The sequence below is a fragment of the Pseudomonas sp. G7(2022) genome (assembly GCF_052660475.1).
Window position 1 is genome coordinate 4,806,963 of sequence record NZ_CP109659.1, and the last position, 14,590, is coordinate 4,821,552.

Consider the following 14,590-nt stretch of genomic DNA (forward strand, 5'->3'; position numbering starts at 1 on the left):
TAGGATAGGCCACCGTCACGGGCCACATCAAAGGCCCAATTTGCATAGCCGTGCGCTTATCGGCGCCGGTGAATCTAGGAAATCCATATGGACCGCGTGCGAAATTTACTGGAACAGATCCAGAGTCGCCTTGAAGAGCTGAACAAGGCCGAACGCAAAGTCGCCGAAGTGATCCTGCTCAACCCACAGCAGGCCACCCGCTTCAGCATCGCCGCCCTCGCCCAGGCAGCAAAGGTCAGTGAACCGACAGTCAACCGTTTCTGCCGCTCGTTCGGCGTCAGCGGCTACCCCGAACTCAAGTTGCAACTGGCACAGAGCCTGGCCAGCGGCGCGGCGTATGTCAGCCGTGCAGTAGAAGCCGACGACAATCCCGAGGCCTACACGCAGAAGATTTTCGGCAGTGCGATCGCGTCGTTGGACAGCGCCTGCCAGGCACTGGACCCGAACCTGATCAGCCGCGCCGTCGACCTGTTGATTCAGGCGCGGCAGATCCACTTCTTCGGCCTCGGCGCTTCGGCGCCGGTGGCGCTGGATGCGCAGCACAAGTTCTTCCGTTTCAACCTGGCGGTGACCGCGCATGCTGATGTGTTGATGCAGCGGATGATTGCTTCGGTGGCGCATACCGGTGAGTTGTTCGTGATCATTTCCTACACCGGGCGCACCCGCGAGCTGGTGGAAGTGGCGCGCATCGCCCGGGAGAACGGCGCTTCGGTACTGGGCCTGACCGCCGAGAACTCGCCCCTGGCCAAGGCCAGTACGCTGAGCCTGAACATTCCGCTTCCGGAAGACACTGACATTTACATGCCGATGACTTCGCGGATCATTCAACTGACTGTGCTGGATGTGTTGGCGACCGGAATGACCTTGCGTCGCGGGGTGGATTTCCAGCCCCATCTGCGCAAGATCAAAGAGAGCTTGAATGCGAGCCGGTATCCGGTGGGTGACGAGTTCAACTGATCCGAATCTTGGGCTGAATGTCCAGCCTCTTCGCGGGCAAGCCCGCTCCCACATTCGACTGTATTTCTCCAGATGGAATGCGGTCACCTGTGGGAGCGGGCTTGCTCGCGAAGGCGTCAGCCAACTCACCGCAAATCTAGGCTGCAGCCCACGCCTGCAAACTCAGATGCGCCTTCTCCCCCGGCGCCAGATGCAGGCTGTCCTTACCGCCCGCCGCCGCCTCAACACAGACAAATTCCGAGATCTCATCCCAAGTCACGCCCAGCAACGGCCGCGCCCCCGGATGCCAGACCACCGTGTCCGCACTTTCGCCGGTATCGATGCACAGCTCGCGCTGCCAGGCGTGATCCTTGAGCTGCAATTCGCCGTCGTGCTGGAACACGCGCTGACAGCCGCCATCGACCCGCAACTCGCCTTCCTGCTGGCAAACCTCACGATTCAACTGGTCGTAACCCTGCGCCCCTTCGAGCCCAGACAGCGCTATCTCACTGACGTCGCCAATACGCCAGTAAGCATGCAAAGCCTGGCTCAACTGGCACGGCATGTCGTCCTGATGCTCGGTACTCAGGCGCAATTCCATGCGTTCACCGAGGTGCGCGTGCAGATCCACCTGCCAGTCGCACAGCTGCAATTGCCAATGCAGGCGCACGCCGTCGTCGGCGGTGCTGCTGTCGAGCAGTTTCCAGTCCAGCAATCGCGCCCAGCCGTGGGACGGCCACGCGTTTTCGCTCGGATGGCGGCCATACCACGGCCAGCAAACCGGGACACCACCACGGATCGCCCCGACGTGCGGCCACTTCGCCGCGCACCATAACCACGGTTTTTGCCCGCGCGGTTGAAAGTGCAGCAACTGCGCACCCTGACGACTGAACACCGCCTGACACAGCGGATGGTCGATCACCAGCACATCGCGCATCTGATAGCGCTCCCAGGCGAACACCGGTCGTTCACGCAAGGACTTGAAGAAGCGTTGCAGCGGATGCTCATGCATGGGCCACGGTTCCAGATTCAACTTTCATGGGCTGCGACACCCCTTTCCAAAAAAAAGCGGACAGCCTGGGCTGTCCGCAAATATGCGCACATAGAGAGGAGCTTATCGCAGACGCGTCAGAACGTAGACTGAATTTTCAGGCCAGCGACCAAAGCGTTGTCCACCTGATCCACACCACCCGGGTGAGTGATGTATTGCAGGTTCGGACGCACGGTCAGCCAGTTGGTGACGTGGAAGCCGTAGTTGATCTCGTAGTTGTATTCGGTCTCGCGAATCGGCGAGAACACCGGATTGTCGTAGTCCGAAACACCGTTGGAGGCGTTCAGCAGCTCGGCGTTTTTCTTCACGTCGTCGTTGACATGGATACGCGCGGCACCGATACCGACGTCATCCTTCGGACGGGCGTCGAACGGGCCTTTGTAGACAAACATCACCGACTGGTAGTTGTCGATGAAGTTGGTGTCCTTGTCGTGGAACGTGGCGTTGGCCGCGATGTTCAGACCGCGGGAAGCATCACCGTTGTGGCTGGTGAGTTGCTGTTGCGCAACGAACCAGTAGCCGTGTTTGCTGCTGTGGGTGCGGTAGGCATTACCGGTGGTCGCAGCGTCGTTGCCGTTGATGTCCTCACGGACGTCTGCGGCATCAGCCGTGCTCTTGTAGTAACCGACGCGGTATTCGCCCGGCAGGCTGTTGACCTTCGGCGACCAGACCAGCTCGACTGGCAGCACAGTACCGGCGGTGCCGCTGCCGCTGAGCTTGAAGCCATTGCCGTGTTCCAGCTGCGACGGGTTCTGGTTGTACGCGCCGATCTGCGCGTAGAGCTCGTCGTTGATGTTGTACTTCACGCGGATCGCGGCCTGGCTGACGGGCCAGTTGTACCAGATGTTGGTCGCCCAGTTACCCACCTGCGAGCCGCAGAACGCCAGGTTCTGGAATTCGCACGGGAAGGTGTTGAAGTCTTCGCCTTCACCGAAGTAACCGGCCTTGACGTCGAGTTTGTTGTCGAAGAACTGGTGCTGAATCCACAGCTGGGTCAGACGCACCATGTGGCCACGACCGTAGACTTCCTGCGAGGAAGACAGGGTGCCGGCACGCGGGTCGCCAACGCGGTCGTTGGAAATGTTCTGACCGTTACGGTTGGTCAGCTGGATCTTGGCCTGAGTGTTGTCCCAGCCCCAGAGCTTTTGCAGGTCCAGTGCCACGCCCAGACCGAACTGGTCGCTGTAGCGGCCGGTCTTGTCGTCGTTGTAGCCGCCATGCAGGTTGGCGCCCATTTCCCCAACGTAGTCGGCCTTGATGTCGATGCCTTGCTCGATCAGCTTGGTCCGCTCCCCCCCCCAGTCGCCCGTCATCCACTTGGAATCGGAGCTGAATGCATCGGCGGCCATGGCATTGCCGGCCAGTACCAATGCGGCCGCAGCTGACATTTGGCAGATCAACCGGGCATTGACGTGTTTCTTTTTCATCCCTACATCCTCGTCTTTATTGTTATTAACTGTTTTTTTCCAACGCGGTTTACATCCCCTGGGGAAATGGGCGTGCCCACTCCCCCATTGATTTCTTACCGACCTTTGAACTGCGCGACGTTGGCGCTGTGCGCTTCAGTCTTCGGCAGCCCCGCAACCCCCAGGCGCTCCCCGCTCTTGGCGTCGAACAGCAGCACTTTCGACGGATCGAATTGCAGGGTCAGGGTCTCGCCCACCTGCGGCGCCACGTCCGGCGCCAGTCGGCAGCAGACCTTGGTGTCGTTGAGGTTGACGAACACCAGGGTGTCCGGACCGGTCGGCTCGGTGACCTGCACTTCGGCCTTGATGCTCGGCAGGCCGTTGCCCTCGCCGTTCGCCAGCGCGATCTGCTCAGGGCGCAGGCCGAGGATCACTTCGCGGTCTTCAAGACCGGCGTCCTGCATCGCCATCGGCAGCTCGCAACGGGCCTGGCCGCTGTCGAGCAACGCGACCAGACGGCCGTCCTTGCGTTGCAGGCGCAGCGGGATGAAGTTCATCGGCGGCGAACCGATGAAGCTCGCCACGAACAGGTTGGCCGGGTCGTTGTAGATCTCTTTCGGCGTACCGAACTGCTGGATGATGCCGTCCTTCATCACCGCCACCTTGTCGCCCAGGGTCATCGCTTCGATCTGGTCGTGGGTCACGTAGACCGTGGTGGTTTTCAGGCGCTGGTGCATCAGTTTCATTTCGGTGCGCATCTCGACGCGCAACTTGGCGTCGAGGTTGGACAGCGGTTCGTCGAACAGATAGATCTTCGGTCGGCGCGCCAGTGCACGGCCCATCGCCACGCGCTGTTGCTGACCACCGGAGAGCTGGCCCGGCTTGCGATTGAGCAGGTGCTCGATCTGCAGCAGCTTGGCCACGCGGGCGACCTCCTCGTCGATGGCCGACTGGCTCATCTTGCGGATCTTCAGACCGAACTCGATGTTCTCGCGCACGCTCATGGTCGGGTACAGCGCGTAGGACTGGAACACCATGGCGATGTCGCGATCTTTCGGGCTCATGCCGCTGACGTCCTGGTCACCGATCATGATCGCGCCGCCGGTGATGGTTTCCAGGCCGGCGATGCAGTTCATCAGGGTCGACTTGCCGCAGCCCGAAGGCCCGACGAGGATCAGGAACTCACCGTCCTTGATCGACAGTTCGATGTTCTTCAGGGTGTCCGGCAGGCCGGCACCGTAGGTCTTGTTTACATTGCGAAGTTCGAGCGTAGCCATGATTACCCCTTGACTGCGCCGGCCGTCAGCCCGCGCACGAAATACTTGCCTGCGACCACATAGACCAGCAGGGTCGGCAGCCCGGCGATCATCGCCGCCGCCATGTCCACGTTGTATTCCTTGGCCCCGGTGCTGGTGTTGACCAGGTTGTTCAGCGCCACCGTGATCGGTTGCGAATCACCGCTGGAGAACACCACGCCGAACAGGAAGTCGTTCCAGATCTGGGTGAACTGCCAGATCAGGCAAACCATGATGATCGGGGTCGACATCGGCAGGATGATCCGGCGGAAGATGGTGAAGAACCCTGCACCGTCCAGGCGCGCCGCCTTGATCAGCGCATCCGGAATACTCACGTAGTAGTTACGGAAGAACAGCGTGGTGAACGCCAGACCGTAAACCACATGGATGAACACCAGGCCGGTAGTGGTGCTCGCCAGACCCATCTTGCCGAGGGTGAACGACGCCGGCAGCAGCACGGTCTGGAACGGCAGGAAGCAGCCGAACAACAGCAGGCCGAAGAACAGCTGCGAACCGCGGAAGCGCCAGAACGACAGCACGTAGCCGTTCAACGCACCGATGGCGGTGGAGATGATCACGGCCGGCACGGTGATCTTGATCGAGTTCCAGAAGTAGCCATCGACGGTCGCCCAGGCTTTCACCCAGCCGATGCCGCTGACCACGGTCGGCCAGCTCAGCAGGTTGCCGGTGGAGATGTCTTCCGGGGTCTTGAAGCTGGTCAGCAGCATGACCACCAGCGGTACCAGATACAGCAGGACCGCGAGGATCAGCACCACGTAGATCGCGATGCGACTCAGGCTGATGGCCGGTTTGGAGGCGAGACTAGTCATGACGCTTGGTCCTCAGCTCGGAGTACAGGTAAGGCACGATGATCGCGAGGATCGCACCGAGCATCAGGATTGCACTGGCCGAGCCCATGCCCATCTGCCCACGACTGAACGTGAACGAGTACATGAACATTGCCGGCAAATCGGACGAATAACCCGGGCCGCCGGCCGTCATAGCCGCCACCAGGTCGAAGCTCTTGATCGCGATGTGCGCCAGGATCATCACTGCACTGAAAAACACCGGACGCAGGCTTGGCAGCACCACTTTCCAGTAAATGCGCGGCATGCTCGCGCCGTCGATCTGGGCGGCACGGATGATCGACTGATCAACGCCACGCAGGCCGGCGAGGAACATCGCCATGATGAAGCCCGAGGCTTGCCAGACCGCCGCGATCACCAGGCAATACACCACGCGATCCGGGTCGATCAGCCAGTCGAGACGGAAGCCTTCCCAACCCCAGTCCCGCAGCAATTTGTCCAGGCCCATGCCCGGGTTGAGCAGCCATTTCCACGCAGTACCGGTGACGATCATCGAGAGCGCCATCGGGTACAGGTAAATGGTGCGGATAAAGCCTTCGCGGCGGATTTTCTGGTCGAGGAAAATCGCCAGCGTCACGCCGATCACCAGGGTAATGCCGATGAACATGCCGCCGAACACGGCCAGGTTCTTGCTCGCCACCCACCAGCGGTCGTTGTCGAACAGCCGCGCGTATTGCGCCAGGCCTGCCCACTTGTAGTTCGGCAGGAAGGTCGACGTAGTGAACGACAGGACAAACGTCCAGAGGATATAGCCATAGAAGCCCACCAGAACGATGAACATGCTCGGCGCCAGCACCAGTTTCGGTAGCCAGCGCTGCAGTGCGTCGAACGGCGAGGCCTTGCTGAACACAGCAACAGAACTCATGGGAAGATCCAGTAAAAAAGATGAGGGACCGCTGCAAGCTGCAGGCTTCAGGCCGATGCGCGACTTGAAGCCTGCAGCTGCTCTACGCTGGTGTTACTTGGCAGCCTTGATGGCGGTACCGAGTTTCTTCGCAGCGTCAGCCGGGTCGGCTTTCGGGTCGTTGATGAAGTTGGTCACGACATCAAAGAACGCACCCTGCACCGCCAGCGTGGTCGCCATGTTGTGCGCCATGCTCGGTTGCAGACCGCCGTTCTTGGCGTCTGCCAGGAAGTCCTTGGCAGCGGTCTGCGCGCAGGAGTCGAAACCGTACTTGCCCATGTCGGCGAGCATGTCGTTACGCACCGGGATCGAGCCCTTGTTGATGCTGAAGACTTTCTGGAAGTTTTCACCCAGCACGACTTTGGCGATGTCCTGCTGACCGGCCGCGGTGCCCGCGTCCTTCTGCTTGAACACGGCCAGCGAGTCGATGTTGTAGGTGAACGCCTTGTCGGTGCCCGGGAAGGCTACGCACTCGTAATCCTTGCCGGCGACTTTCTTGGCGGCGGTCCATTCGGACTTGGCCCAGTCACCCATGATCTGCATGCCGGCCTTGCCGTTGATGACCTTGGCCGCTTCCAGATTCCAGTCCTGGCCTTTGCCGTCCTGGTCCATGTAGGTCGCGACTTTCTTCAGTTCGGTCAGGGCCTTGACCATTTCCGGGCCGGTCAGGGCAGCGTTGTCCAGGTCGACCAGGGCTTTCTTGTAACCATCAACGCCCATCACCGACAGCACGACCGCTTCGAACACGGTGCTGTCCTGCCATGGCTGACCGCCGTGGGCCAGCGGGATGAAGCCCGCCGCTTTCAGCTTGTCGCCGGCGGCGTAGAATTCTGCGAGGGTGGTCGGGGCTTTTTCGATACCGGCTTTCTTGAAGACTTCCGGGTTGATCCACAGCCAGTTCACGCGGTGAATGTTCACCGGCACGGCCACGTAATCACCTTCGAACTTCACGGTGTCGGAGACTTTCTTGTCGAGCAGGCTGTCCCACTTCTCGGACTTGGAAACGTCTTTCAGGACGTCAGTGTCGAGCAGACCGGTCGACGCCCATTCCTGGATGTCCGGGCCTTTGATCTGAGCAACGCCCGGCGGGTTGCCGGCTACCGCACGGCTTTTCAACACGGTCATGGCAGTCGCACCGCCACCGCCGGCGACAGCGCCGTCTTTCCAGGTGAAACCGTCTTTCTCGACTTGTGCCTTGAGCACATCGACGGCAGCTTTTTCGCCACCGGACGTCCACCAATGCACGACTTCCACCGAACCTTTGGATTCGGCAGCGGAAACACTCAGGGGCAGCACAGCGAGCGGGAACAGGGAGGCGACAGAAATGACAGTAGCGAGGCGAGAAATCGCATTCATCTGAGATGTACCTTTCTTGTTGTTATGCATGCAAGTCTGGTGCTTGCGCTGCACACGAGTTTAAACAGAGCGTTTCCCCCCGCAGGTAACGAAGGGACGCGCGAATGTCACCACATGGTTACACAGGAACGCTTCGGGACAGTTGTGCCAGAGCACTGGCCATGCTCGGCGCCAGCGGCAGACGCGGAATCAGCACGGCCTGCCAGGCGTGGTACAGATCCGGTTTGCCCGCCCAGATATCGGCACTTGGACGGTTTTGCGGATCCAGTTCGTGATGCCAGCTGCCGTCGCAGCGGTCGATAAAATGCGTATCGCAAAATTCCCAGAACAGGCGATACCAGCTTTCGTATTGCGCATCGCCGGTGCGTTTGAGCAAGGCACTGGCGGCAGCGCTGGCCTCTGCGTGGGTCCAGTGCAGGCGATGGCGAACCACGGCCTTGTTGTCCCAGTCGAGGGTGTAGACGATGCCCGGCGCACCATCGACGTCCCAGCCATGGCGGCAGTTTTGTTCGAACAGCTTTTGCGCATCAGTGGCCAGCCAGCCGGGCGTGAGCATGCCGGCCTGGACCCGCGCCGCTTCGAGGTGCAGCAACAGCCGCGCCCACTCGAAGCCGTGGCCCGGCGTGGTGCCGTACGGGCGGAAACCGTCGGCGGGATTGTCATGATTGTATTCGCGCAACGGTTGCCAGCTTCGGTCGAAATGCTCGACCACCAGGTAATCGTTGGCGGCGGCGTGACCGTGGATCACCCGCTCGACGATGCGTTGCGCACGCACCAGCCAGCGCGGGTCTTCGGTGACATCGGCCAGCGCAAGGAACGCTTCGGTGGCGTGCATGTTGCTGTTGGCGCCGCGATAGGCTTCTTCTTCGCGCCAGTCGCGGTTGAAGAATTCGCGCATGGCGCCCTCTTCTTCGCTCCAGAAATACGTGTCGATGATGTCGATGGCGTCATCCAGCAACGCCTGCGCGCCGGGACGCTGGGCGACCACGGCGGAACTCGCCGCGAGGGCAACGAAAGCATGCAGATAAGCGTTCTTGCCGGTGTTGCCGTCACGGTGTTCGGCGACAGCGAACCAGCCGCCGTGCAGCGCATCGCGCAACGGACCGCGCAGGGCCGCAATGCCGTGATCGACCAGCTCGGCGAATCCTGGCAGACCCTGAATGTGGGCCATGGCGAAGCTGTGGGTCATGCGCGCAGTGTTCATGGTTTCGGCTTGCGCGCCGGCCTGGAGCTGGCCGCGCTCATCGAGATTGCCAAAGCCTTCGGGCAGTCGCGAAGCCTTGGCAAATGCCAGCAGGCGCAGGCCTTCGTCGGCGAGCCATTGCTGGTGGGCAGGAGCATTCAGCCAACTGCTGAAGCCCGGATTGAAGTGATCCATGGGTGGCCTTTTTTGTTGTTATGACTGCGGGCAGTCTAAACAACGGGCCGGGGACGGCTTGTAACGAAGGAGGCGGTTTTTGTCACCAGTCGGTGACATTAAGATCAATCCGCCGAACGCGGCAATTGCAGGGTCACACGCAATCCGCCTTCACGAAGATTCTGCAACGTCACCTCACCGCCATGGCTATGAGCAATGTTGCGGGCGATCCCCAAACCGAGACCGTATCCTTGCTGCTGCCCCGCCAACCGGAAGTGCGGTTCGAACACCTGCTCCAGCCGCTGCTCCGGGACGCCCGGGCCTTCGTCATCAACGTGCAGGACAAACGCACTCTCGTCATCATCGATATGCAGATGGGCGTTCTGTCCGTACTTCAGCGCATTGTCGATCAAGTTGCCGATGCAGCGCTTGAGCGCCAGTGGCTTGCCCGGATACGGCGCCAGCGCCCGCCCCTGCTGGGTCACGCGGCCATTGCCGTTGGGCGCCAGATACGGCTCCACCAGACAGTCGAGCACATGATTGAGATCCACCGGCTCGATGTTTTCGTGGATATCGGTGTCCTTCACGCATTGCAGCGCGCCTTTGACCAGCAGCTCCAGCTCATCCAGATCGCGGCCGAACTTGGTTTGCAGCTGTTCGTCTTCCAGCAGTTCGACCCGCAGACGCAGACGAGTGATCGGCGTGCGCAGGTCATGGGAAATCGCGCTGAACAACTGACTGCGCTCGGTCAGGTAACGGCTGATGCGCTCGCGCATGGTGTTGAAGGCGCGCCCCACCTCCACCACTTCGCTGCCGCCGCCCTCGGCCACCGGCTCGACGTCGGCGCCCAGCGACAAGTCCCGCGCAGCACGCGCCAGACGCTTGAGCGGCCGGCTCTGCCAGTGCACCAGCAGGCCGATGAACAACAACAGAAAACCGCTGGTGAAGACGATGAACCACACCTGCTGGGTCGGCAGGCCTTGTTCTTCAAGACTGGTGTAGGGCTCGGGCAGCAGCGAGGCGATGTACAGCCACTCACCGGGCGCCAACTGGATCTGGGTCACCAGCACCGGTGGATTCACCGGCTCCAGGGTCAGCGCGTAATGCGCCCAAGAGCGCGGCAGCTCATCGAGTTTCAACCCGGCGTTGAAGATCCGTAAGTCATCGGGGCTGACGAAGGTCACCAGGATGTCGGTGTCCTGGCCCAGCGACTGGCGCAACACTTCATCCACCGCTTTCAACACCGCTGCCTTGCGCGGCGTTACCGGCAGCACTTCCATGCCCAGCGGTTTGTCATTCAGCGTCACCACAAAACGCGTGCCGCCCATGCTGCGCAATTGGTCGAGCACCAGCGGCCGATAAGCCACCGGCAACGAGCGGAAATAACTGACGCTGGCCGTCATCGAATGGGCAAGGCTGCGGGCGCTGGTGACCAGGCCTTCGAGCTGGGTCGCACGCAATTGGGACACCCAGATCACGCTGGACAGCGTCTGGGCGAACAACACCGCGAGCAACGTCAGCAGCAACATCCGGCCGAGCAGCGAACGCGGCATCGGCACTTTGCGCGCGGTGGTGCGCAGGAACTCAGTGACCATTGCCGGCAACCACATTGGCTGCCAGCTGGTAGCCGCTGCCGCGCACGGTGCGGATCAGTCGCGGCGGTTTTTCGGTGTCGCGCAGACGCTGACGCAAGCGGCTGACGGCCATGTCAACGATGCGATCAAGGGGCATCAGGTCGCGGCCACGGGTGGCGTTGCCGATGGTGTCGCGGTCGAGGATTTCCTGAGGGTGATCGAGGAACAGCTTCAACAGGGCGAAGTCGGCGCCGGACAGAATCACTTCCTCGCCGTCGGTGTGAAACAGCCGATGGCTGACCATGTCCAGCCGCCATTCATCGAACGCCAACACTTCGCTGCCGCTGCGTTCCTGGCCGAACTGGGCGCGGCGCAGCAGGGCCTTGATCCGGGCTTGCAGTTCGCGGGGGCTGAAAGGTTTGCCGAGGTAGTCGTCGGCGCCGAGCTCCAGACCGATGACCCGGTCAGCTTCGTCGGAACTGGCGGTGAGCATGATGATCGGCACCTGGGCCTGACGCGGATGCTGACGCACCCAGCGGCACAGGCTGAAGCCGTCTTCATCGGGCAGCATCACGTCAAGAATCACCAGATCGCTCGGCGCCTCGTTCAGCGCCTGGCGGAAACTGGCGCCGTCGGCCGTGGCCCGTACCTGAAAACCCGCGCGGGTCAGGTAGGTTTCCAGCAACTCGCGTATCTCCTGGTCGTCATCGACCAACAAAATCGACTTGTTGACTGAACTCACTTCGAAGGCATCCTTGTTGTTGGAATTGGGCGGATTATGCCTGATGAACCTTGGAGATTTGTTGTCTGTTCTGGCCTCATCGCTGGCAAGCCAGCTCCCACAAGGGTATGTGCCGTTCACAAAACCTGTGGGAGCTGGCTTGCCAGCGATGAAAGCGACTCGGTTTCAAGCCTGTTCGAGCGCCACGCCTGCACCGACGAGACCGGAATACGGCGCCGTCACCAGCCACACCGGAATCCCCTTGAAGTAATCGCTCATGCAGCCCTTGTCGGCAAAGCTGCGGGCGAAACCGCTTTCGAGGAAGAAATCCGCAAAGCGCGGGATCACGCCGCCAACGATATAAACCCCACCGCGACCGCCAGTGGTCAGCACGTTGTTGCCGGCCACGCGACCGAGCCAGCAGCAAAACTGCTCCAGCACTTCCAGGGCAATCGGGTCGCCTGCGAGGCCCGCCGCAGTGATCGCTTCCGGCGTATCCAGCTTGGGTTCATGGCCATCCACGGCGCAGATCGCTCGGTACACCCGAGGCAAGCCACCACCGCTCAATGCGGTTTCCGCACTGACGTGGCCGATTTCGTTGTGGATGTGCTGCCACAATTGGGTTTCACGCACACTGCCCAGCGGCAGATCGACATGTCCCCCCTCCCCCGGCAACGCAGCAAACCGGCCTTCGCCCAGATCGAGCAACGTGCCGACGCCCAGGCCTGTGCCCGGGCCGATCACCACCGCCGGACGCAACGGCTCAGGCGTCCCTTCACAGACCACGCGGAATTCACCGGGCTGCAAACGGGTCATGCCCAGCGCCATGGCGGAGAAGTCGTTGATCAACAACAACTGCTCGACCTGCAACGCCTGGCAGAACGCCTTGCGATTCAGGCGCCAGTGGTTGTTGGTGAACTTGAATTCGTCGCCACTGACAGGACCTGCCACCGACAGGCACACCGAACCGATGGCGCCCGGCGCCAGGCCGAGCCCGCTCAGGTAGAGGCTGATCGCCTCTTCCGGGCTGGCATGGTCGGCCGTGGCCAGCACCTGCACCGATTCAAGCTGCTGATCTTTCCACAACGCGAACCGCGCGTTGGTGCCTCCGATATCACCGACCAAAGCCAGTTTCAATTAAGCGTCTCCAGGGCAGAAGTGAAGGCGCTGGCGCCCTGCTCCGCCGAGCTGAAGGCCAAACGCATGAAGCCAAACAGTTCGCGCCCGCTGCCGATGTTGTTGCCCAACAGGCCTTTGGCGGGTTCGCGCGCTGCGAATTCGGCGGCGTCGACCTTGAGTTCCAAAGTGCCTTTGACGCCATCGACGCGGATGATATCGCCCTCTTGCACGCGCGCCAAAGCACCGCCCACATAAGCTTCCGGGCTGACATGAATGGCCGCCGGGATTTTCCCCGAGGCGCCGGACATGCGCCCGTCCGTCACCAGTGCAACTTTGAAGCCGCGGTCCTGCAGCACGCCGAGGAACGGCGTCATCTTGTGCAGTTCCGGCATGCCATTGGAGCGCGGGCCCTGGAAGCGCATCACCGCAACGAAATCCTTCTCCAGCAAACCGGCCTTGAAGGCGTCGGCCAGGTCCTGTTGATCCTGGAACACCATGGCCGGTGCTTCGACGATCTGGTTTTCCAGTGCCACGGCGGACACCTTCATCACGCCACGACCGAGGTTGCCTTCCATCACCCGCAATCCGCCCTCTGCCGAGAACGCACGAGCCACCGGACGCAGGATGTTTTCGTCGAGGCTGTCGGTCGGGCCTTCGCGCCACACCAGTTTGCCGTTATCCAGGAAAGGTTCCTTGGTGTACTGGCTCAAGCCGTGGCCGAGCACGGTGTTGACGTCTTCGTGCAGCAGGCCGGCTTCGAGCAGTTCGCGGATCAGGAACGACATGCCGCCCGCCGCCTGGAAGTGGTTGATGTCAGCCTTGCCGTTCGGATAAACGTGGCTCAGGGTCGGCACGACTTCGGAGAGGTCGGCCATGTCCTGCCAGGTCAGTTGAATGCCCGCCGCCATGGCGATGGCCGGCATGTGCAGGGTGTGGTTGGTCGAGCCGCCGGTGGCATGCAGCGCGACGATCGAGTTGACCAGCGCCTTCTCGTCGACGATTTCGCCAATCGGCATGAAGTTGCCATTCTGCTTGGTCAGGCGCGTGACCTGATGCGCGGCTTCGCGGGTCAGGGCGTCACGCAGCGGCGTGTTCGGGTTGACGAAAGAGGCGCCCGGCAAGTGCAGGCCCATGACTTCCATCAGCAACTGGTTGGTGTTGGCGGTGCCATAGAACGTGCAGGTGCCCGGGCTGTGGTAGGACTTCATTTCCGACTCCAGCAGCTCTTCGCGGGTCGCCTTGCCTTCGGCGTACTTCTGCCGCACGTCGGCTTTTTCCTTGTTGGAAATCCCCGAGACCATCGGCCCGCCCGGCACGAAAATCGTCGGCAGGTGACCGAAACGCAGCGACCCCATCATCAGGCCCGGCACGATCTTGTCGCAGATGCCGAGCATCAGCGCGCCGTCGAACATGTTGTGCGACAGCGCCACTGCCGTCGACATCGCGATCACTTCGCGGCTCGGCAGGCTCAGCTCCATGCCCGGCTCGCCCTGGGTCACGCCGTCGCACATGGCAGGCGTACCGCCGGCGAACTGGCCGACCGAGCCGATTTCGCGCAGGGCGTTCTTGATCTGTTCAGGGAAGACTTCGTACGGCTGGTGCGCCGAGAGCATGTCGTTATATGACGAAACAATGGCGATGTTCGCCGAGTTCATCATCCGCAGGCTGTGCTTGTCTTCGCTGCCGCATCCGGCCACACCGTGGGCGAAGTTTGCGCATTGCAGCTTGCCGCGCATCGGCCCGTCGGTTGCAGCGCCGCGAATCAGCGCAAGGTAAGCCTGACGCGTGGCGCGGCTGCGGGCGATAAGCCGTTCGGTGACCTCAAGAACGCGGGGATGCATGTGTAGAACTCCAGGCTAACGGATGTGGCGACCTGATTGTCTATGCTGACCAAAGCGCCCGCACGTGTGGGATGACGGGCGGTTTCCTTGACCATTCGGACCAGTTGATTCAGGTCACTCGTTGTAGATAAAACAAAATATTGCCACTAAAAAGGCTTGTTTTC

12 protein-coding genes are annotated in these 14,590 nt (G+C 61.4%); 1 reads left to right on the forward strand and 11 read right to left on the reverse strand.

What is annotated here, in order from left to right; genetic code table 11:
• Window positions 1-96 precede the first annotated feature (96 nt).
• Window positions 97-957 (forward strand): MurR/RpiR family transcriptional regulator, encoded by an 861-nt coding sequence (locus tag NE357_RS22000; RefSeq protein ID WP_169432688.1) that lies wholly within the window; start codon window positions 97-99, stop codon window positions 955-957.
• Window positions 958-1,093: 136 nt separating this feature from the next.
• Here NE357_RS22000 and NE357_RS22005 read toward each other — a convergent pair whose 3' ends face one another.
• The 11 genes from NE357_RS22005 to edd form a co-directional block, all read right to left on the reverse strand.
• Window positions 1,094-1,948 carry a D-hexose-6-phosphate mutarotase gene (locus NE357_RS22005; protein ID WP_169431597.1) on the reverse strand — a complete coding sequence of 285 codons (855 nt, stop codon included), beginning with the start codon at window positions 1,946-1,948 and terminating at the stop codon, window positions 1,094-1,096.
• A gap of 116 nt (window positions 1,949-2,064) precedes the next feature.
• A complete protein-coding gene (locus NE357_RS22010) occupies window positions 2,065-3,414 on the reverse strand; it encodes a carbohydrate porin (protein WP_169431598.1) in 1,350 nt (449 codons plus the stop codon).
• Window positions 3,415-3,509: 95 nt separating this feature from the next.
• On the reverse strand, window positions 3,510-4,670 hold the full coding sequence (locus NE357_RS22015) for an ABC transporter ATP-binding protein (protein ID WP_085709655.1): 1,161 nt from the start codon (window positions 4,668-4,670) through the stop codon (window positions 3,510-3,512).
• A gap of 2 nt (window positions 4,671-4,672) precedes the next feature.
• On the reverse strand, window positions 4,673-5,518 hold the full coding sequence (locus NE357_RS22020) for a carbohydrate ABC transporter permease (protein WP_169431599.1): 846 nt from the start codon (window positions 5,516-5,518) through the stop codon (window positions 4,673-4,675).
• Entirely contained in the window at window positions 5,511-6,419 is a 909-nt protein-coding gene (locus tag NE357_RS22025) for a carbohydrate ABC transporter permease (RefSeq protein ID WP_085697145.1), read from the reverse strand. The genes NE357_RS22020 and NE357_RS22025 overlap by 8 nt, the downstream gene beginning before the upstream one ends.
• 93 nt (window positions 6,420-6,512) lie before the next feature.
• Window positions 6,513-7,814, reverse strand: a complete 1,302-nt coding sequence (locus NE357_RS22030) for an ABC transporter substrate-binding protein (RefSeq protein WP_169431600.1) — start codon at window positions 7,812-7,814, stop codon at window positions 6,513-6,515.
• A 118-nt stretch (window positions 7,815-7,932) separates the two neighbouring features.
• Window positions 7,933-9,192 (reverse strand): D-mannose isomerase, encoded by a 1,260-nt coding sequence (locus NE357_RS22035; RefSeq protein ID WP_169431601.1) that lies wholly within the window; start codon window positions 9,190-9,192, stop codon window positions 7,933-7,935.
• A 104-nt stretch (window positions 9,193-9,296) separates the two neighbouring features.
• Window positions 9,297-10,724 (reverse strand): ATP-binding protein, encoded by a 1,428-nt coding sequence (locus tag NE357_RS22040; protein ID WP_169432689.1) that lies wholly within the window; start codon window positions 10,722-10,724, stop codon window positions 9,297-9,299.
• 31 nt (window positions 10,725-10,755) lie between these two features.
• Entirely contained in the window at window positions 10,756-11,487 is a 732-nt protein-coding gene (locus NE357_RS22045; RefSeq protein ID WP_025112821.1) for a response regulator, read from the reverse strand.
• Between the two features lie 165 nt (window positions 11,488-11,652).
• Entirely contained in the window at window positions 11,653-12,603 is a 951-nt protein-coding gene (locus NE357_RS22050) for a glucokinase (protein WP_169431602.1), read from the reverse strand.
• The gene (gene edd, locus NE357_RS22055) at window positions 12,600-14,426 is read right to left on the reverse strand and encodes a phosphogluconate dehydratase (protein ID WP_085606582.1); all 1,827 of its coding nucleotides are present in this window, start codon (window positions 14,424-14,426) and stop codon (window positions 12,600-12,602) included. The genes NE357_RS22050 and edd overlap by 4 nt, the downstream gene beginning before the upstream one ends.
• Window positions 14,427-14,590: the final 164 nt, after the last annotated feature.

Excerpts from the sequence above, each read along its gene's own strand:
- NE357_RS22005 (WP_169431597.1), bottom strand. The coding sequence starts at position 1,948 with ATGCATGAGCATCCGCTGCAACGCTTCTTCAAGTCCTTGCGTGAACGA.
- NE357_RS22010 (WP_169431598.1), bottom strand. The coding sequence starts at position 3,414 with ATGAAAAAGAAACACGTCAATGCCCGGTTGATCTGCCAAATGTCAGCT.
- NE357_RS22015 (WP_085709655.1), bottom strand. The coding sequence starts at position 4,670 with ATGGCTACGCTCGAACTTCGCAATGTAAACAAGACCTACGGTGCCGGC.
- NE357_RS22020 (WP_169431599.1), bottom strand. The coding sequence starts at position 5,518 with ATGACTAGTCTCGCCTCCAAACCGGCCATCAGCCTGAGTCGCATCGCG.
- NE357_RS22025 (WP_085697145.1), bottom strand. The coding sequence starts at position 6,419 with ATGAGTTCTGTTGCTGTGTTCAGCAAGGCCTCGCCGTTCGACGCACTG.
- NE357_RS22030 (WP_169431600.1), bottom strand. The coding sequence starts at position 7,814 with ATGAATGCGATTTCTCGCCTCGCTACTGTCATTTCTGTCGCCTCCCTG.
- NE357_RS22035 (WP_169431601.1), bottom strand. The coding sequence starts at position 9,192 with ATGGATCACTTCAATCCGGGCTTCAGCAGTTGGCTGAATGCTCCTGCC.
- NE357_RS22040 (WP_169432689.1), bottom strand. The coding sequence starts at position 10,724 with ATGCCGCGTTCGCTGCTCGGCCGGATGTTGCTGCTGACGTTGCTCGCG.
- edd (WP_085606582.1), bottom strand. The coding sequence starts at position 14,426 with ATGCATCCCCGCGTTCTTGAGGTCACCGAACGGCTTATCGCCCGCAGC.